General features: G+C 72.1%; 13 protein-coding genes. 8 read left to right on the forward strand and 5 right to left on the reverse strand.

What is annotated here, in order from left to right; translation table 11 throughout:
* Positions 1–8: 8 nt before the first annotated feature.
* From pgl to tkt, 4 genes are all read right to left on the reverse strand, one after another.
* On the reverse strand, positions 9–737 hold the full coding sequence (gene pgl, locus G447_RS0103725; RefSeq protein WP_026430097.1) for a 6-phosphogluconolactonase: 729 nt from the start codon (positions 735–737) through the stop codon (positions 9–11).
* A 1-nt stretch (position 738) separates the two neighbouring features.
* Positions 739–1677 (reverse strand): glucose-6-phosphate dehydrogenase assembly protein OpcA, encoded by a 939-nt coding sequence (locus tag G447_RS0103730; RefSeq protein ID WP_026430098.1) that lies wholly within the window; start codon positions 1675–1677, stop codon positions 739–741.
* On the reverse strand, positions 1674–3200 hold the full coding sequence (gene zwf, locus G447_RS0103735; RefSeq protein WP_026430099.1) for a glucose-6-phosphate dehydrogenase: 1527 nt from the start codon (positions 3198–3200) through the stop codon (positions 1674–1676). The genes G447_RS0103730 and zwf overlap by 4 nt, the downstream gene beginning before the upstream one ends.
* Before the next feature lie 100 nt (positions 3201–3300).
* A complete protein-coding gene (gene tkt / locus G447_RS0103740; protein ID WP_026430100.1) occupies positions 3301–5382 on the reverse strand; it encodes a transketolase in 2082 nt (693 codons plus the stop codon).
* A gap of 128 nt (positions 5383–5510) precedes the next feature.
* Between tkt and G447_RS0103745 the strand changes: the two genes are divergently transcribed.
* The 8 genes from G447_RS0103745 (at position 5511) to cmk (ending at position 13164) form a co-directional block, all read left to right on the forward strand.
* Complete coding sequence (locus tag G447_RS0103745) at positions 5511–6452, forward strand: site-specific tyrosine recombinase XerD (protein ID WP_026430101.1); 942 nt, start codon at positions 5511–5513, stop codon at positions 6450–6452.
* A gap of 191 nt (positions 6453–6643) precedes the next feature.
* On the forward strand, positions 6644–7489 hold the full coding sequence (locus G447_RS0103750; protein ID WP_026430102.1) for a ParA family protein: 846 nt from the start codon (positions 6644–6646) through the stop codon (positions 7487–7489).
* On the forward strand, positions 7473–8432 hold the full coding sequence (locus G447_RS0103755) for a segregation and condensation protein A (protein ID WP_005868564.1): 960 nt from the start codon (positions 7473–7475) through the stop codon (positions 8430–8432). Before G447_RS0103750 ends, G447_RS0103755 begins: the two co-directional genes overlap by 17 nt.
* A gap of 193 nt (positions 8433–8625) precedes the next feature.
* On the forward strand, positions 8626–9201 hold the full coding sequence (scpB, locus tag G447_RS0103760) for an SMC-Scp complex subunit ScpB (protein ID WP_279378444.1): 576 nt from the start codon (positions 8626–8628) through the stop codon (positions 9199–9201).
* A complete protein-coding gene (locus G447_RS0103765) occupies positions 9198–9947 on the forward strand; it encodes a pseudouridine synthase (RefSeq protein WP_005868600.1) in 750 nt (249 codons plus the stop codon). The genes scpB and G447_RS0103765 overlap by 4 nt, the downstream gene beginning before the upstream one ends.
* A 35-nt stretch (positions 9948–9982) precedes the next feature.
* Positions 9983–11122, forward strand: a complete 1140-nt coding sequence (locus tag G447_RS0103770; protein WP_051226245.1) for a prephenate dehydrogenase — start codon at positions 9983–9985, stop codon at positions 11120–11122.
* A 139-nt stretch (positions 11123–11261) separates the two neighbouring features.
* Positions 11262–12212 (forward strand): ketopantoate reductase family protein, encoded by a 951-nt coding sequence (locus tag G447_RS0103775; RefSeq protein ID WP_026430105.1) that lies wholly within the window; start codon positions 11262–11264, stop codon positions 12210–12212.
* 214 nt (positions 12213–12426) lie between these two features.
* Positions 12427–13164: a (d)CMP kinase gene (cmk, locus tag G447_RS0103780; protein WP_026430106.1), complete on the forward strand. Its 738-nt coding sequence runs from the start codon at positions 12427–12429 to the stop codon at positions 13162–13164.
* Positions 13165–13488: 324 nt separating this feature from the next.
* On the opposite strand, the gene G447_RS0103785 is transcribed toward cmk, so the two are convergent.
* On the reverse strand, positions 13489–15660 hold the full coding sequence (locus tag G447_RS0103785; protein ID WP_026430107.1) for an ABC transporter ATP-binding protein: 2172 nt from the start codon (positions 15658–15660) through the stop codon (positions 13489–13491).
* Position 15661: the final 1 nt, after the last annotated feature.

Genomic DNA, 15661 nt, shown 5'->3' on the forward strand with positions numbered 1-15661 from the left:
CGCGCTGCTCAGCGCACGAGGCGGGCGGCCGCCTCGTCCAGGTACACGCGGGCTGTGGGGGACAGGACCGCGCCCACAGGGTAGTCCTCAAAGGGGGCACCGCCCAGTGCGGCGGCGATCGCCCCGGCCTTCGCAGCGCCCGGCGCCGCCAGCCAGACGTTGCGGCATGCGCGCATGACGGGCACGGAGACGGTGAGGCGCTGCGGCGGGGGCTTGGGGGAGTCGGGCACGCACAGAACGGGTCCGGGCGAGTCCAGTGCCCGGTGGTGGGGGAAGAGCGAGCAGATGTGCCCGTCGGGCCCCATCCCGATCAACGCGGTGTCGAAGGAACGCGCTCCCATGAGGCGCTCCCACGTGCGGGCGAAAACCGCCCTCGCCTCCTCCAGGCCGTCGGGCCCGTACTGGTCCGCGCTCGGCGCGCGCACGAGTTCCACCCCGGGGCAGTGGCGCAGGAAACCCGCCCACGCCTCGTCGTCGTTGCGCAGGGGGTCTCCGGCTCCGACGTAGCGCTCGTCCACCATCCACACGCGCACCCGCGACCAGTCGACCGCGCTGGGGCCGACGAGGCCGGGCAGCAGGCGCTGCGTGATGAACCCGCCCGACAGGCCCACGTCGACGCGGCGGCCAGAGGGGGCCCGGCGCACCAGGCGGGACAGGTCCTCGAGGAAGCGGGGGCCCAGGGCGGAGGCGATGCCCTCCTCGGACGGGGCGACCACCAGTTCGGCGACCTCCCTCATGTCACTGCTCCTCGCCCAGGGGGATGAGTGGGACCTCCTGGGTGAGCAGGCGCCCGTAGTAGGCGTCCGGGTCCAGGCGCCGCAGCTCCTCCATGAGGCAGTCCTGCACGGAGCGGCGCGGCAGGCTCGCGGGCGCGTCGTCGAGGCCGGGGCGCGCCAGACGGGCCACCGATGACGACGCGGGCCGAGACAGGGACACCTCGGTGCCGTCGTCGAAGAGGAAACTGACCTGTGTCACGGTCCGCGCCTCCGGGTCGGTCTCGCGGCTCACGGGAACGCCCAGCTGGTGGTGCAGCCACGCGGCCACGAGGTAGCTGGAGGGGTGCGTGGCGTGTCCGCGCACCAGAACGGAGGCGGGCAGGCGGTCGAAGTCCTCCGCGATGGCGGCCAGCAGCGCCCTCCACAGGGTCACGCCCGCCCACCCCAGGTCGGTGTCGCCGGGCGTGTAGACGCTGGACAGGGCGCGCAGGGCCGCCATCGGGCACTCAGTGGCGCGCGAGTCCGTGATCCTGCGGGTCGCGATGCGCCCCAGGGGGTGCTCGCCGGGATTGGCGGGAGGATCCACCGGCCAGTAGGTGACGACGGGCGTGTCCGGCTGCAGCAGCGGCATCACCAGGGAGTCGATGCTCGTGGCGGCCTCACCGCGCGGCTCCAGGATGACGATGTCGGACAGGCCCGCGGAGTCGCCCACGCGGATCTGCGCGTTGAGCAGCGCCTCGGATCCCGTCGCGGGCGGGTCGACCACGACGATCACCCGGCACGGGTGCTCCCGGGAGACCGCGTCGGAGATCTCGATGGCGTTATCGACGTCGATGAGGTCGGGCACGCAGATCAGCAGCGTGAGGACGCGGCCCAGCGCGGCCGATCCGCGCTCCTCGCGCAGCTCCACGATCCGCGAGGCGACCTGCGCCGACGTCGTGTTCTTCAAAGTGATGATCACGGCAGCCTCCACATGCGTCCGTCGTCGGCCAGCATCCGGTGCGCGCCAGGCGGCCCCCACGCGCCCGGCGCGTACTGCTCGGGCTGGCCCTGGCCCGCCCAGTGGTCCAGCACGGGGTCGAGTATCCGCCACGACCACTCCACCTCCCGCTGGTGGGGGAAGAGCGGGGCGGAGCCGACCAGCGCGTCCAGGATGAGGCGCTCGTAGGCCTCCGGGGAGTCCTCGGTGAAGGCGTGGCCGTAGGCGAAGTCCATCGTCACGTCGCGCACCTGCATCTCGGCCCCGGGCACCTTCGCCCCGAACTTCAACGTGAGCCCCTCGTCGGGCTGGACGCGGACCACGAGGACGTTCTGCCCCGACTCAGCCAGGTCCGTCGTCGGGAAGGGCACGTGCGCGGAGCGCTTGAAGACCACGGCGATCTCGGTCACCCGTTTGCCGAGGCGCTTGCCGGCCCTGAGGTAGAAGGGGACCCCCGCCCACCGGCGCGTGTCCACGAACAGCTTGATGGCGGCGAAGGTCTCGGTCGTCGAGTCCGCGGGGATGCCGTCCTCCTCCAGGTAGCCGCGCACCCGCTGGCCGCCCTGCCACCCGGCGGCGTACTGGCCGCGCGCCGTCGAGGCGGCCAGGTCCTCGGGCAGGCGCACCGCGGAGAGCACCTTCTCCTTCTCAGTCCTGATCTCCCCGGGCGTGAAGCGCACGGGCTCCTCCATGGCCGTCAGGGCCATGAGCTGGAGCAGGTGGTTCTGGATGACATCGCGGGCAGCCCCGATGCCGTCGTAGTAGCCCGCCCGCGTGCCGATGCCGATGTCCTCCGCCATCGTGATCTGCACGGAGTCCACGTAGTTGGCCTTCCACAGGGGCTCGAACATCGTGTTCGCGAAACGCATCGCCATGATGTTCTGGACGGTCTCCTTGCCCAGGTAGTGGTCGATTCGGAAGACATCGGACTCGTCGAAGATCTGGGAGATCACGCCCGACAGCTCGCGCGCCGACGCCAGGTCGTGGCCGAAGGGCTTCTCGATGATGACGCGCCGCCACTCCCGGTCCGTGCGGCGGTTGAGGCCCGTCTCCGCCAAGTGCTGGGCGACGACGGGGAACCAGGACGGGGGGATCGACAGGTAGAAGGCGTGGTTGCCGCCGGTGCCCCTGGACCGGTCCAACTCGGCGACCGTGTCCGCGAGCTTCTGGTAGGCGGCCGGGTCGTCGAAGGTGCCCGACACGAAACGCAGGCCGGAGCGCATCTGGCTCCACGTGCGCTCGTTGAGGCCCGTGCGCGCGTGCTTCTCGATGGAGGCGCGCACGTAGTCCTCGAAGTCCGAGGCCGACCAGTCGCGGCGCGCGAAACCCGTGAGGGCGAAGGCCGGGTGCAGCAGGCCCCTATTGGCCAGGTCGTAGACCGCGGGCAGCAGCTTCTTGCGGGCCAGGTCGCCCGTGATCCCGAAGATCACCAGGCCGCACGGAGGCGAGATCCGGGGGAGCCGGCGGTCCGCCGGGTCGTGCAGTGTCGGGGCTCGTCGCTCCATAGGTGTCCTCCCATCGTCCTGTGCGGCACTGCCGACGCGCGCCGCGATGGCGCGGGGGCCGCGGAGCGCGGACTCCACGGCCCCCGCGGGGCTTCCAGCGCTACGCGCGGGCGCGCTCCAGGGACTTCCTGGCCGCGGCCGCCACGTGGTCCGCATCAATACCGTACTCCTTGAACAGGAGCGCGCCACTGGCGGACGCACCGAAGTGCTCGAGGGAAACGGGCACACCAGCGTCGCCCAGCCAGCGGTACCAGGGCAGCGCGATCCCGGCCTCGACGGAGACACGGGCCCTCACGGCGGGGGGCAGGACGGAGCGCTGGTACTCCTCGTCCTGGGCCTCGAACCAGTCCAGGCAGGGCACCGACACGACGCGGGCGGCGACGCCCTCGGCGGCCAGGAGGCCGCGCGCCTCCAGGGCGACGGACACCTCGGAGCCCGAGGCCAGGAGGATCACGTCGGGAGTCCCCTCGGTGTCGGCCAGCACGTAGGCGCCGCGCGCCAGGGCGTCGGCCGGGGCCAGGGCGCCCTCGCCGCGGCGGGGGTTGGGCAGGTTCTGGCGGGACAGGACCATGGCCGCCGGGTGGGACTGCTCGAGCACGGCCTTCCACGCGGCGGCCGTCTCCGCGGCGTCGGCGGGGCGCACGACCGCCAGGTTCGGGATGGCGCGGTAGGCGGCGAGGTGCTCGATCGGCTGGTGGGTGGGGCCGTCCTCGCCCACGCCGATGGAGTCGTGGGTCCACACGTAGGTGACGGGCAGATCCATCAGGGCGGCCAGGCGCACGGCGCCGCGCATGTAATCGGAGAACACGAAGAACGTGCCGCCGTAGGGCCGGTTGATGCCGTCCGCGGCGATGCCGTTCATAATGCATCCCATCGCGAACTCGCGGACGCCGAAGTGCAGGTTGCGCCCGAACTCGTTGCCGCTGAACGCCTTCGACGAGGCGGATTCGGGCAGGAAGGACGGTTCGCCCTTCATGAGGGTGTTGTTCGAGCCCGCCAGGTCGGCCGAGCCCCCCCACAGCTCGGGCAGCGCCGAGGCGATGGCGCAGAGCACCTGGCCGGACGCGGAGCGCGTGGCCACGGCCTTGCCCTCCTCGAAGACCGGCAGCGCGGCCTCCCAGCCCTCGGGCAGCTCCCCCGCCTGAAGGCGGTCCAGCAGGGCGGCGCCGTCGGGGTTGGCCGCCCTCCACGCCTCGAAGCGCTCGTCCCAGTCGCGGCGGAAGGCGGCGGCGCGCTCGGCCGCGCGGGCCCGCACGGCGGCGACTGCCTCGTCGTCGACGGCGAACATGGCGTCCGGGTCGGCCCCCAGGGCCTCCTTCAGGCCGGACAGGGCCTCGGCGCCCAGCTTGGATCCGTGGATGCCGCCGGTGTTCTGCTTGCCGGGGGTGGGCCAGCCGATGATGGTGCGCACCGCGATGATCGACGGCTTGTCGGTGACGGCCCTGGCGGCGTCGATGGCGGCGGACAGGGCCTCCACGTCCTCGCAGTAGGAGCCGTCCGCGCTCAGCCACTCCACGCGCTGCACGTGCCAGCCGTAGGCCTCGTAGCGCGCCAGGACGTCCTCGGAGAAGGCGATGGAGGTGTTGTCCTCGATGGAGATGTGGTTGTCGTCCCACAAGACGGTGAGGTTGCCGAGCTTCTGGGTGCCGGCCAGGGAGGAGGCCTCGGCGGACACGCCCTCCTGCAGGCAGCCGTCGCCGGCGATGACGTACACGTCGTGGTCGAACACGGACTCGCCCAGGGGGGTGGCGGGGTCGAGGAGGCCGTGGACGCGGCGGGAGTTCATGGCGAAGCCGACAGCGGAGGCCAGGCCCGAGCCCAGCGGGCCGGTGGTGATCTCCACGCCCTTGGTGTGCCCGAACTCCGGGTGGGCGGGCGTGAGCGACCCGGCGGTGCGCAGCGCCTTGATGTCGTCCAGCTCCAGGCCGGCCCCGGCCAGGTAGAGCTGGACGTACTGGGTGAGCGAGGAGTGCCCGGCCGACAGGATGAAGCGGTCCCGCCCGAGCCAGCGGGGATCGGAGGGATCGAAGCGCATCTGCTTGTGGTAGAGCACGTAGGCGGCCGGCGCCAGCGAGATCGCGGCCCCGGGGTGGCCGGAGCCCGCCTGCTCGACCGCGTCCGCCGCGAGGAGCTTCGCCGTCGTCACCGCGCGGTCGTCGATGTGGTCCCAATTCAATGTCACGTCGGCCTCCAGCCGTATAGGCCCCATCGTCGGGGCGGGTAGGGTTTTCCGCCTCACAGTTTAGCGGTTATGTGCGCTGGCGCATATCGGTCCGGGCAGTAGTGCGCTTTTGCGGATACGCTGGGGCCGTGGACACCATCGAGGACACCGCCTCCGACTGGCTCGACCACCTGAGGGTCGAGCGCGGCGCCTCGGCGCACACGGTGTCGAACTACCGGCGCGACATCCGCCGCTACGCCCACGACCTGGGGGCCAGGGGGATCACGGACATCGCCGGGGTGCGCTCCGCGGACATCGAGGCCCACCTGGCGTCACTGGCGTCGGGCGGGCTCACGGGCGCCCCGGCCGCCCCTGCCTCGGTGGCGCGCGCCAGCGCCGCCATCCGCGGACTGCACGCCTACGCGCTGCGCCAGGGGCGCGTGGGCGCCGACGCCGCAGCCGAGGTGCGCGCGCCCAAACAGGGTTCCCACCTGCCCAAGGCGCTCAGCGTCGACCAGGTCGGCCGTCTCCTCGACGCCGTCCGCGCCGCCCCGGGAGCGGCGGGGCTCAGGGACGCGGCCCTGCTCGAACTGCTCTACGCGACGGGCGCCCGCGTCAGCGAGGCCGTGGGACTGGCCGTCGACGACATCGACCTGGACGACGAGGCGCCCGTCGTGAGGCTGTTCGGCAAGGGCCGCAAGGAGCGCCTGGTGCCCCTGGGCTCCTACGCGAAGGACGCCCTGGGCGCCTACCTGGTGCGCGGCCGCCCGGAACTGGCGGCGCGGGGGCGGGGCTCGCACGCGGTCTTCCTCAACAAGCGGGGGGCGGCCATGAGCCGGCAGAGCGCGTGGGAGGCGATCCGGAGGGCCGCCTCCGCCGCGGGCCTGGAGGCCGGGGTCTCCCCGCACACCCTGCGCCATTCCTTCGCCACCCACCTGCTGGAGGGCGGGGCGTCGGTGCGCGACGTGCAGGAGCTGCTGGGCCACGCCTCGGTGCAGACCACGCAGATCTACACGAGGATCACGGTCGCGGCGCTGCGCGAGGTCTACTGGACGGCGCACCCGCGTGCGCGCGGGGGGCAGGCCCCCTGAGGACCTGACCACCGCCGGGCGCGCTCCTCGGGTACGCACACAAGGGCCCCGAATTAGACAACACGAGTCGCGCACAAGGGCGTGATTCTGCCCTTGTGTGCGGTGGTGTGTTGCGTAAATCCGGTCCTTGTGTGCGTAGCGCGTGGTAACGGGGCATCCGCCGGTCGATGGCCTAGAATCGGAGCGTGACGATGTATGAGCCGCCAGTCGAGCAGGAGCTCCAACCAGACTATCCCGTGCCCGAGCCCCTCAGCGGCCACGGACCAGCCCGCATTATCGCAATGTGCAACCAGAAGGGCGGGGTCGGCAAGACGACGACGACCATCAACCTGGGCGCCGCCCTGGCCGAGTACGGGCGCAGGGTCCTGGTCGTGGACTTCGACCCGCAGGGCGCGGCGTCGGTGGGCCTGGGGATCAACACCCTCGATATGGACCAGACCATCTACACGCTGCTCATGGACCCGAAGGCGGACGCGTCGGCCGCCATCTGCACCACCCGCACTCCGAACCTCGACATCATCCCCGCGAACATCGACCTGTCCGCCGCCGAGGTGCAGCTGGTCAACGAGGTGGCGCGCGAGAGCGCCCTGGCGCGGGTGCTGCGCCGCGTCGAGGCGGACTACGACGTGATCCTGGTCGACTGCCAGCCCTCCCTGGGGCTCCTGGCCGTCAACGCCCTCACCGCGGCGCACGGCGTGATCGTCCCCGTCGAAGCGGAGTTCTTCGCGCTGCGCGGCGTGGCGCTGCTGGTCGAGACCATCGAGACCGTGCGCGACCGCATCAACCCGCGCCTCAAGATCGATGGGATCGTGGCGACCATGGTCGACCTGCGCACACTGCACGCGCGGGAGGTGCTCGAGCGCCTCCACGAGGCATTCGGCGACCTGGTGTTCACCACCCGGATCGGCAGGACCATCAAGTTCCCCGACGCCTCCGTGGCCACCGAGCCGATCACCTCCTACGCGCCGGGCCACCCGGGGGCGGAGGCCTACCGGCGCCTCGCCCGCGAGGTGGTCGCCCGTGGCGGAACCGCCTGAGGCGGACGGCACCGCGCCCGAGGGGGACCGGGAAGGCCGTTTCCAGGTGCGCCTCGACGTCTTCGAGGGGCCATTCGACCTGCTCCTGCAGCTCATCGCGCGCAAGCGCCTGGACATCTCCGAGGTCGCGCTGGCGCGCGTGACGGACGAGTTCATCGCCCACATGCGCGCCTTCCCCGACCTGTCGCGGGCCACGGAGTTCCTGGTGGTCGCCGCGACCCTGCTCGACATGAAGGCCGCCCACCTGCTGCCCCGCCTCGACGACGGCCCGGACGCGGCCGCGGAGGACCTCGAGGCCAGGGACCTGCTCTTCTCCCGGCTGTTGCAGTACAGGGCCTTCAAAACAGCCGCCGCCCAGGTGGCCGCCCGCCTGGAGCGCTTCGGGGCGTACACGCCGCGCGCGGCCCCGCTTGAGGCCCGTTTCGCCGCGCTGCTGCCCGAACTCGTGTGGACGACCACGCCCGGGGAACTGGCCCGCATGGCCGTCGACGCCCTCACACGGACCGAGCCCGCCGTGGAGGTGGCGCACCTGCACGACCCCGCCGTGCCCGTGGCCGAACAGGCGCGGATCGTTGCCGAGTGCTTGTCCGCGCAGGGCGCCGCCACCTTCGAGTCCCTCGTGGCCGACGCCGCCACGCGGGCGGTGGTGGTCGCCCGGTTCCTCGCGCTGCTGGAGCTGTACAGGCGGGGTGCTGTGGACTTCGCGCAGGACCAGCCCCTCGGAGATCTCACGATGGTGTGGACCGGGGGACGGGAAGCCTGTGCGGGCATCGACGACCCCTACGAGGGCGGTGCCGGAGGGGGACCGGCGGGAGGAGGCGCAGCGGTGCCGGGTGGGGAGACAGCGGCAGGAGACGTGACGATGGCGAATGGGGAGACGGCGCCGCCCACGAAGGCGGCGTTGGACGAGGACGATGGCAGGAGGCGCAGAGGCGGACGATGAGCGGACGATGGCAGGAGGCGCAGAGGTGGACGATGATGAGCGGTCCGCGGCGGGAGACGGAATGAAGGCGGACAGCCAGGCGCCGACGGGGAACGGGGCGCCGCACAGCGGCGGGGGAACAGAAGACGGCCGGGTGCCTTCGGGCGGCGGAGCGCCGGCCTTGGATGGCGTGCCGGGCCCCGGAGGCGCGGCGGTGCGCGTCGAGCCCGACCCCGCGGCCGACAGTGGCGACGGCCTGCGGGCGCCGATCGAAGCGGTCATGATGGTGGCCGCCGAACCGGTGCCCGCCTCGGACATCGCCGACGCGCTCGGCGTGGAAGAAGAGGAGGCCGACGGGGCGCTGCGGGCCCTGGCGCGCTCCTACCGGGAAGAGGGGCGCGGATTCGAGCTGCGGGAGGCCGCGGGCGGCTGGCGCGTCTACTCCTCCCCGCGCTTCGCCGACGTGGTGGGCCGCTTCGTGGTGGGCACGACGCAGGCCCGCCTGTCCCAGGCGGCGCTGGAGACGCTCGCGATCATCGCCTACCGCCAGCCCATCACTCGCGCCCGCGTCTCCAGGGTGCGCGGGGTCGGCGTCGACGCCGTCGTGCGTACCCTCATGGCCCGCGGCCTGATCGCCGAAGTGGGGGAAACGGAATCCGGCGCGCGCCTGTATGGTACTACCAGCGAGTTTCTTGAGAAGATGGGCTTGGGCTCGTTGGAGGACCTGGTGCCCCTGGCGCCCTACCTACCAGCCGCTGAGGAGCTGGACGACCTGGAGGATCAGTTATGAGAAAAGACCTTTACACCGCCGGGGGCGTGCGCCTGCAGAAGGTGCTGGCCCAGGCGGGGGTCGCCTCGCGCCGCGCCGCCGAGCAGATGATCGCCGACGGGCGCGTCAGCGTCGATGGGCAGGTGGTGCGCGGCCAGGGCATGCGCGTGGACCCCGCGGCGCAGGTCATCCACGTCGACGGCGAGAGGCTCATCCTCGACGAGACGAAGCACGTGGTGCTCGCCATCAACAAGCCCGTCGGCGTGGTCTCCACGATGAGCGACCCGGAGGGCAGGCCCACCGTGGCCGACATCGTCGCGGGCTACCCCGAGCGCCTCTACCACGTGGGGCGCCTCGACATCGACACCTCCGGGCTGCTGCTGCTCACCAACGACGGCGAGCTGGCCAACCGCCTCACGCACCCTTCCTACGAGATCAGCAAGACCTACGTGGCGCGCCTGCACGGCGAGGTGCGCCCGGGCGTGAGGCGCCGCCTCATGGCGGGCATCGAGTTGGAGGACGGGCCCATCGCAGTCGACGGCTTCCGCGTGGTCGACACCTACGGCGACATCACGACCGTGGAGATCATCGTCCACGAGGGGCGCAACCGCCTGGTGCGCCGCATGATGGACGCCGTCGGCTTCCCGGTGCGCGAACTCGTGCGCACGGGCTTCGGTCCCATCCGCCTCGACCACCTGCAGCCGGGGACCAGCCGCCGCGTGAAGGGCAACGCGCTGACGGCGCTGTACGGGGCAGTCGGACTGTGAGCAGCGCGGAGGCCCCCGCCCAGGGCCCGCGCGCCATGGCGACGCGCGGGCCCGTCCTGGTGATCGGATCGGGCCTGCTGGGCGCCTCACTGGGCCTCGCCCTGCGAGCCGGGGGCGTGGAGGTCCTCCTGGAGGACGCCTCGCCCACGTCGCTGTGCCTCGCCCAGGACATCGGCGCGGGCCGCCCGCTGTCGGAATGGGCCGCGGACACGGGGGAGCAGGGGGAGGCCGGCCCCCGCCTCGTGGTCGTCGCGACGCCGCCGGACGTGGCGGACCGCTGCGTCGTGCACGCCCTGCGCGCCTACCCGCGCGCCTTCGTCACCGACGTGGCCTCCGTGAAGGACGCCGTCATGTCCGACGCGCTGGCCGGGCTCGGGCGCCAGGGGATGGCGGAGGCGGGGGCACGCTACGTCGGATCGCACCCCATGGCGGGCCGGGAGCGCTCGGGAGCGGGCGCCGCGGACGCCGACCTGTTCTACGGGCGGCCCTGGGTGGTGGTCGCCCACGAGGGATCCAGCCCCGAGGCGGTGCTCGCGGTGCGGGCCCTCGCCTCCGACGTGGGCGGAGTCCCCATGGAGATGACGGCGCCCATGCACGACCGCTCCGTGGCACTGGTGTCCCACGTCCCGCAACTCGTGTCGTCGATGCTGGCGGCCCGCTTGGGGGACGCCCCGCCCGAGGCCCTGTCGCTGGCGGGCCAGGGGCTGCGGGACACGGCGCGCATCGCAGCCTCCGACCCCAGGCTGTGGACCGCGATCCTGGCGGGCAACGCCGGCCCCGTGGCCGAGGTGCTGCGCGGGATCCAGCGCGACCTCGACGACCTGGTGTCCCACTTGGACGCGGCGGCCAGGCTGGGGCCCCTGCGCGGGGGCAGCGTGGGCGCCATCAACCGCGTCATGGAGGCGGGCAACAGGGGAGTGGCCCGCATCCCCGGCAAGCACGGCGGGGCGCCCCGCCGCTACGCCGAACTGGAGGTCCTCATACCCGACTCGCCCGGCGAGATGGGCCGCCTGTTCTCAGAGCTCGGCGAGGCGGGGGTCAGCATCGAGGACTTCGTCCTGGAGCACTCCGCCGGGCAGCAGGTCGGCGTGGGCAGGATCATGATCGACCCGTCCTCCATGGAGCGGGCGGTGGCGGTGCTCGAGGCCCACTCGTGGCGCCTCATCCCGCACTGAGCGGGGGGCTCCGGGGGCGCCTGAGTCTTCGGCCATCTGCCGTGCGAGCGCCCGCGTCCTCCCGGCCCGCTTGAGCGCGCACGCCGACGGGCGCCGCCCGCGTCCGCCCCGGGCACCACTGACGGCGTAGGATCGATGCGTGCGCGTACTGGTCGTGGGAGCGGGAACCATGGGGATCACCCATGGTTGGCTGCTGTCGCAGCACCACGACGTGTCATGGCTGGTCCGCGGGGACAGGGCGGACTTCTACGGGGAGCCCTTCGAGCTCCGCGTCCACGATCTTCGTCCCGGCCACCGGGACACGACCGCCACCGTCGCCCTCAAACTCGTCACGAGTATTGCGCCGGACCTGTACGACGCCGTCCTCGTCATGGTGCCGGGCGGGGGCCTGCCCGATGTGCTGCCCTTGCTCGACGGCGCCGGCACCCGCGTTCCGGTCGTCCTCATGCTCAACCACTGGAACCTGGCCGAGGCCCTGGGCGGCTCCTCGGAGTCGAGCGCGAACCGCCTGCTCGGCTTCCCATCCCAGATCGGTGGCGGCAGGCAGGGCCACCGGATCTCGGTGACTGTCTTCCCCCGAGGCACGGTCCTGGAAGCCGGCACTGCCAACAAGAAAGCGGCATTGAACACGGTCGAGGCGCTGTTGGCCTCAGGGGGACTCACCGTTCGCCGCCAGCGCCATATGCCCGACTGGCTCGCCGTGCACAGCATGCAGCAGGCCCTCACCGCTGCGCCGCTCATCGAGGCGGGGAGCTATCGCGCGTTCGCCGCGGATCGGGCGGCCATAGCCCGCATGGTCGGGGCGTTCCGGGAGGGCCTCGACGTGTGCCGCGCCCGCGGCATCCGCACGTGGCGCCTCTGGCCAGCGCCATTGTTCACGTTCCCCAAGCCCCTGGTCGCGCGCCTACTGCAAGGGATGTTCCAGCAGGCCGAAACAGAAGCGATGGTGGTGGGCCACATGGGCCACGGCCTGGACGAGTGGATCGAGGGACTGGAGTCCATACGCACCGACGCGCAGCGCCTCGGCGTTCCGGCTCCTGAGATCGACCGGCAGTGGGCCGTCATCCGCTCCCGCCGGTCAGGGGCGTGAACCCCCGGCTCCTCGCGCCACGGCGACAGTGGTTCTCCCGCCGCTACAATGGGGGCGTTCCGCCGCGCGGTCGACCGGCCCCGGCCAACTGCCGCGCGCGGGACGGTGCACCAATACCCACGAAACCCCTGAAACGCACGGAGCGGCAACAGTCCCGCGCCGGCTGGGCGCAGCCGCGTTCCGTTGCGAATCGGAAGGGGAACTGGAGGAACCCATGAACGACGACGCCCGCAGGGCCGCCATTGGCCGCCTCGGCATCACAATAGCGATCGACGGGCCCGCGGGCTCGGGCAAGTCCACGGTCTCCAAAGCCGTCGCCTCCCGCGCCGGCATCGGGTACCTGGACACGGGGGCCATGTACCGGGCGCTCACGTGGTTCGCCCTGGAGTCCGGCGTGGACTTCGGGGCCGAGGGCTCCGCCGACCTCGTCGCCTCCCTGGCCGACCGGATGCGCCTGCGCCTCGACTCGGACCCCCACGACCCCCACGTGTGGGTGGGGGAGGCCGAGGTGACCGCCGCGATCCGCGAGCCGCGCATCGCCCTGGCCATCAGGCACGTCTCCACGAACCTGCGGGTGCGCGCGTGGATGGCGCAGGAGCAGCGCCGCCGCATGATGGAGGCGCGCGCCCAGGGGTCGGGCATGATCGCCGAGGGCAGGGACATCACGACCGTCGTCTGCCCGGACGCCGACGTGCGGGTCCTACTGCTGGCCGACGAGGAGGCGCGCCTGCGCAGGCGCACCCTGGAACTGTACGGCGACTGCGCCCCCGAGCACCTCGAGGCGGTGCGGGAGCAGGTGCAGGGGCGCGACCGCGCGGACTCCGCCGTCACCGAGTTCATGAAGCCCGCACCCGGAGTGCGGGTGGTGGACTCCACCGGCCTGGACATCGAGGGCGTCACCGGGGCCGTGCTCGCCCTGGTGGACGAGGACCTGCGGGCGCGGGGCGACTGAGCGGGCGCAGGCGGCGCTGTCCGGCGGCGCGCCGGGCGCGTCCGCCTCCCTGCTACGCACACAAGGACACCGAATTAGACAACACGCACCGCACACATCGGCTTGATTCCGCCCTTGTGTGCGCAGGCGTGTTGCGTAATTCAGGCCGTTGTGTGCGTAAGCTGTCAGTGGTGGGGAGCAGCCTGGAAACGGTCGGCAACGAGTGATGAGAAAGCAAGGAGCCCAGCGCCCGGCCGCATCATCTGCGGGCGTCCCCGCTGCTTTTGAAGGCGGACAACCCGGCTCCCGGCCCGCGGCGCCCCTGTTGGAGCGCCGCGGCGGGCGCTAGCCGACCGGGGCCTCCTCGGCCACTGCCCCGGCCGCCGCCCACGAGAGCGGGTGGTGGCAGGCCACGCGGTGCCTGCCGTCGGACAGCGGGGGCTGCGCCAAGCACTCGTCGGTGGCGAAGGGGCAGCGGGGCCGGAAGCGGCAGCCCTCGGGCGGGTTGATGGCGCTGGGCGGCTCGCCCGTGAGCTTGATGGCGTCGTCGGCGTGCTCGAAGGCCGGGTCGGGCACGGGGATGGAGTCGATCAGCGCCTTCGTGTACGGGTGCCTCGGGCTGGCCACGACCTCCTCGGCGGGCCCCTCCTCCACGATCCTGCCCAGGTACATGACGCCGATCCGGTCGGCCATGTACTGCACGACGGCCAGGTCGTGGCTGATGAACAGGTAGGACAGGCCCAGCTCCTCCTGCAGGTCCTTCATGAGGTTGAGGACCTGGGCCTGGACTGACACGTCCAGGGCGGACACGGGCTCGTCGGCGACGATGAGGTCGGGCGCCAGGGTGAGCGAGCGGGCGAAGCCGATGCGCTGGAGCTGGCCGCCCGAGAACTCGTGCGGGTAGCGGTCCAGGATCTCCTCGGTCAGGCCCACCTGCTCCAGGATCTCCATGATGCGCTCGGCGATCTGCTGCGCGTCGCCCGTCCTCTGGATGCTCATGGGCTCGGCCAGGATCTGGTCGATGCGCATACGCGGGTCCATGGCGGCGTAGGAGTCCTGGAACATCATTTGGACATCCTGGTGGATCTTGACCGCGTCGCGGCCCTTCAGCGTGGCCAGGTCGCGCCCGTCCAGTTCGATGGCCCCGCCCGAGGGCGGCTCGAGGCCAGCGATGAGGCGGCCCACGGTGGACTTGCCGCAGCCCGACTCGCCCACGAGGCCGTAGGTCTCGCCCTTGCGGACCGTGATGGAGACGCGGTCGACGGCGGAGACGACGCCCTTGTCGCGCTTGAAGAAGCCCGACCCGGCCGACTCGTACTCGCGGGAGGCCTCTTTGACATTGAGCAGGGTCCCACGAGGCGCGGGCTCCGTCGGCGGGGCGGTCGGGTCCTGCGCGCCGTCGGCTTCGACAGGGGAGGCGCAGCCACTCCCGGAGCTTTCCCCGCCTCCCGGCCCGGCCTGGTCAGTGGAGTCGGCCCCCGCCTCGTCGGCCGCGCGCTCGGCGTCGAGCCGGGCCTGGAGGGCCGCGGGGGACTCGTCGTCGTCGAGGACGGGGTGGAAGCACGCGTAGGTGTGAGCGCCCTCGCCGCCGAGGTCGGGGTAGCCCGCGCGGCACTGGTCCGTGGCCCACAGGCAGCGCGCCGCGAAACGGCAGCCGACCGGCAGGTCCGTCAACGAGGGCGGGGCGCCGGGGATCGAGAACAGCCTGGTGCGCTCGGCCAGGGCGCGCTCGGGCAGGGCCGCCATCAGCGAGCTCGTGTACCGGTGGCGGGGCTCGGTGAACAGGGTCTTCGTGGGGGCCGTCTCCACGATGCGCCCCGCGTACATCACGGACACGCGGTCGGTGTGCCCGGCGACCACGCCCAGGTCGTGGGTGATGAGGATGACGCCCATCTGGTACTCGTCGCGCAGCTCGTCGATGAGGTCGAGGATCTGCATCTGCGTCGTCACGTCCAGGGCCGTGGTCGGCTCGTCGGCGATGAGGATGCGCGGCTGGCACACGAGCGCCATGGCGATCATGACGCGCTGGCGCATGCCGCCCGACAGCTGGTGCGGGTAGGAGTTGACGACCGACTCGGGGCGGGGCATCCCCACGCGCTTGAGGATCTCGACGGCGCGGGCCAGTGCCTCCTTCTTCGGCATCTTCTCGTGAACGCGCAACGGCTCGCACACCTGCAGCCCGATCTTCATGGTCGGGTTCAGGCTGGTGAGCGGGTCCTGGAAGATCATGCCGACCTTCGTGCCGCGCAGTTTGCGCACCGACGCGGGGGGCATCGCGGTGAGGTCCTCGCCCTCCAGGAGCATCGATCCGGAGGACACGCGCCCGCCCTGGGGGAGCAGGCCCATCAGCGACAGGGCCGTCATGGTCTTGCCGGAGCCGGACTCGCCCACGACGCCCAGGGTCTCCCCGGCGTTGACGACCAGGTCGACGCCCGACAGCGCCCGGACCACGCCGGAGCGGATCTCGATGTCGGTGTGGAGGTCCTTGATTTCTAGGAGCGGAGTTGGAGTGGACATG

The organism is Schaalia georgiae DSM 6843 (assembly GCF_000429245.1).
Lineage (GTDB): Bacteria > Actinomycetota > Actinomycetes > Actinomycetales > Actinomycetaceae > Pauljensenia > Pauljensenia georgiae.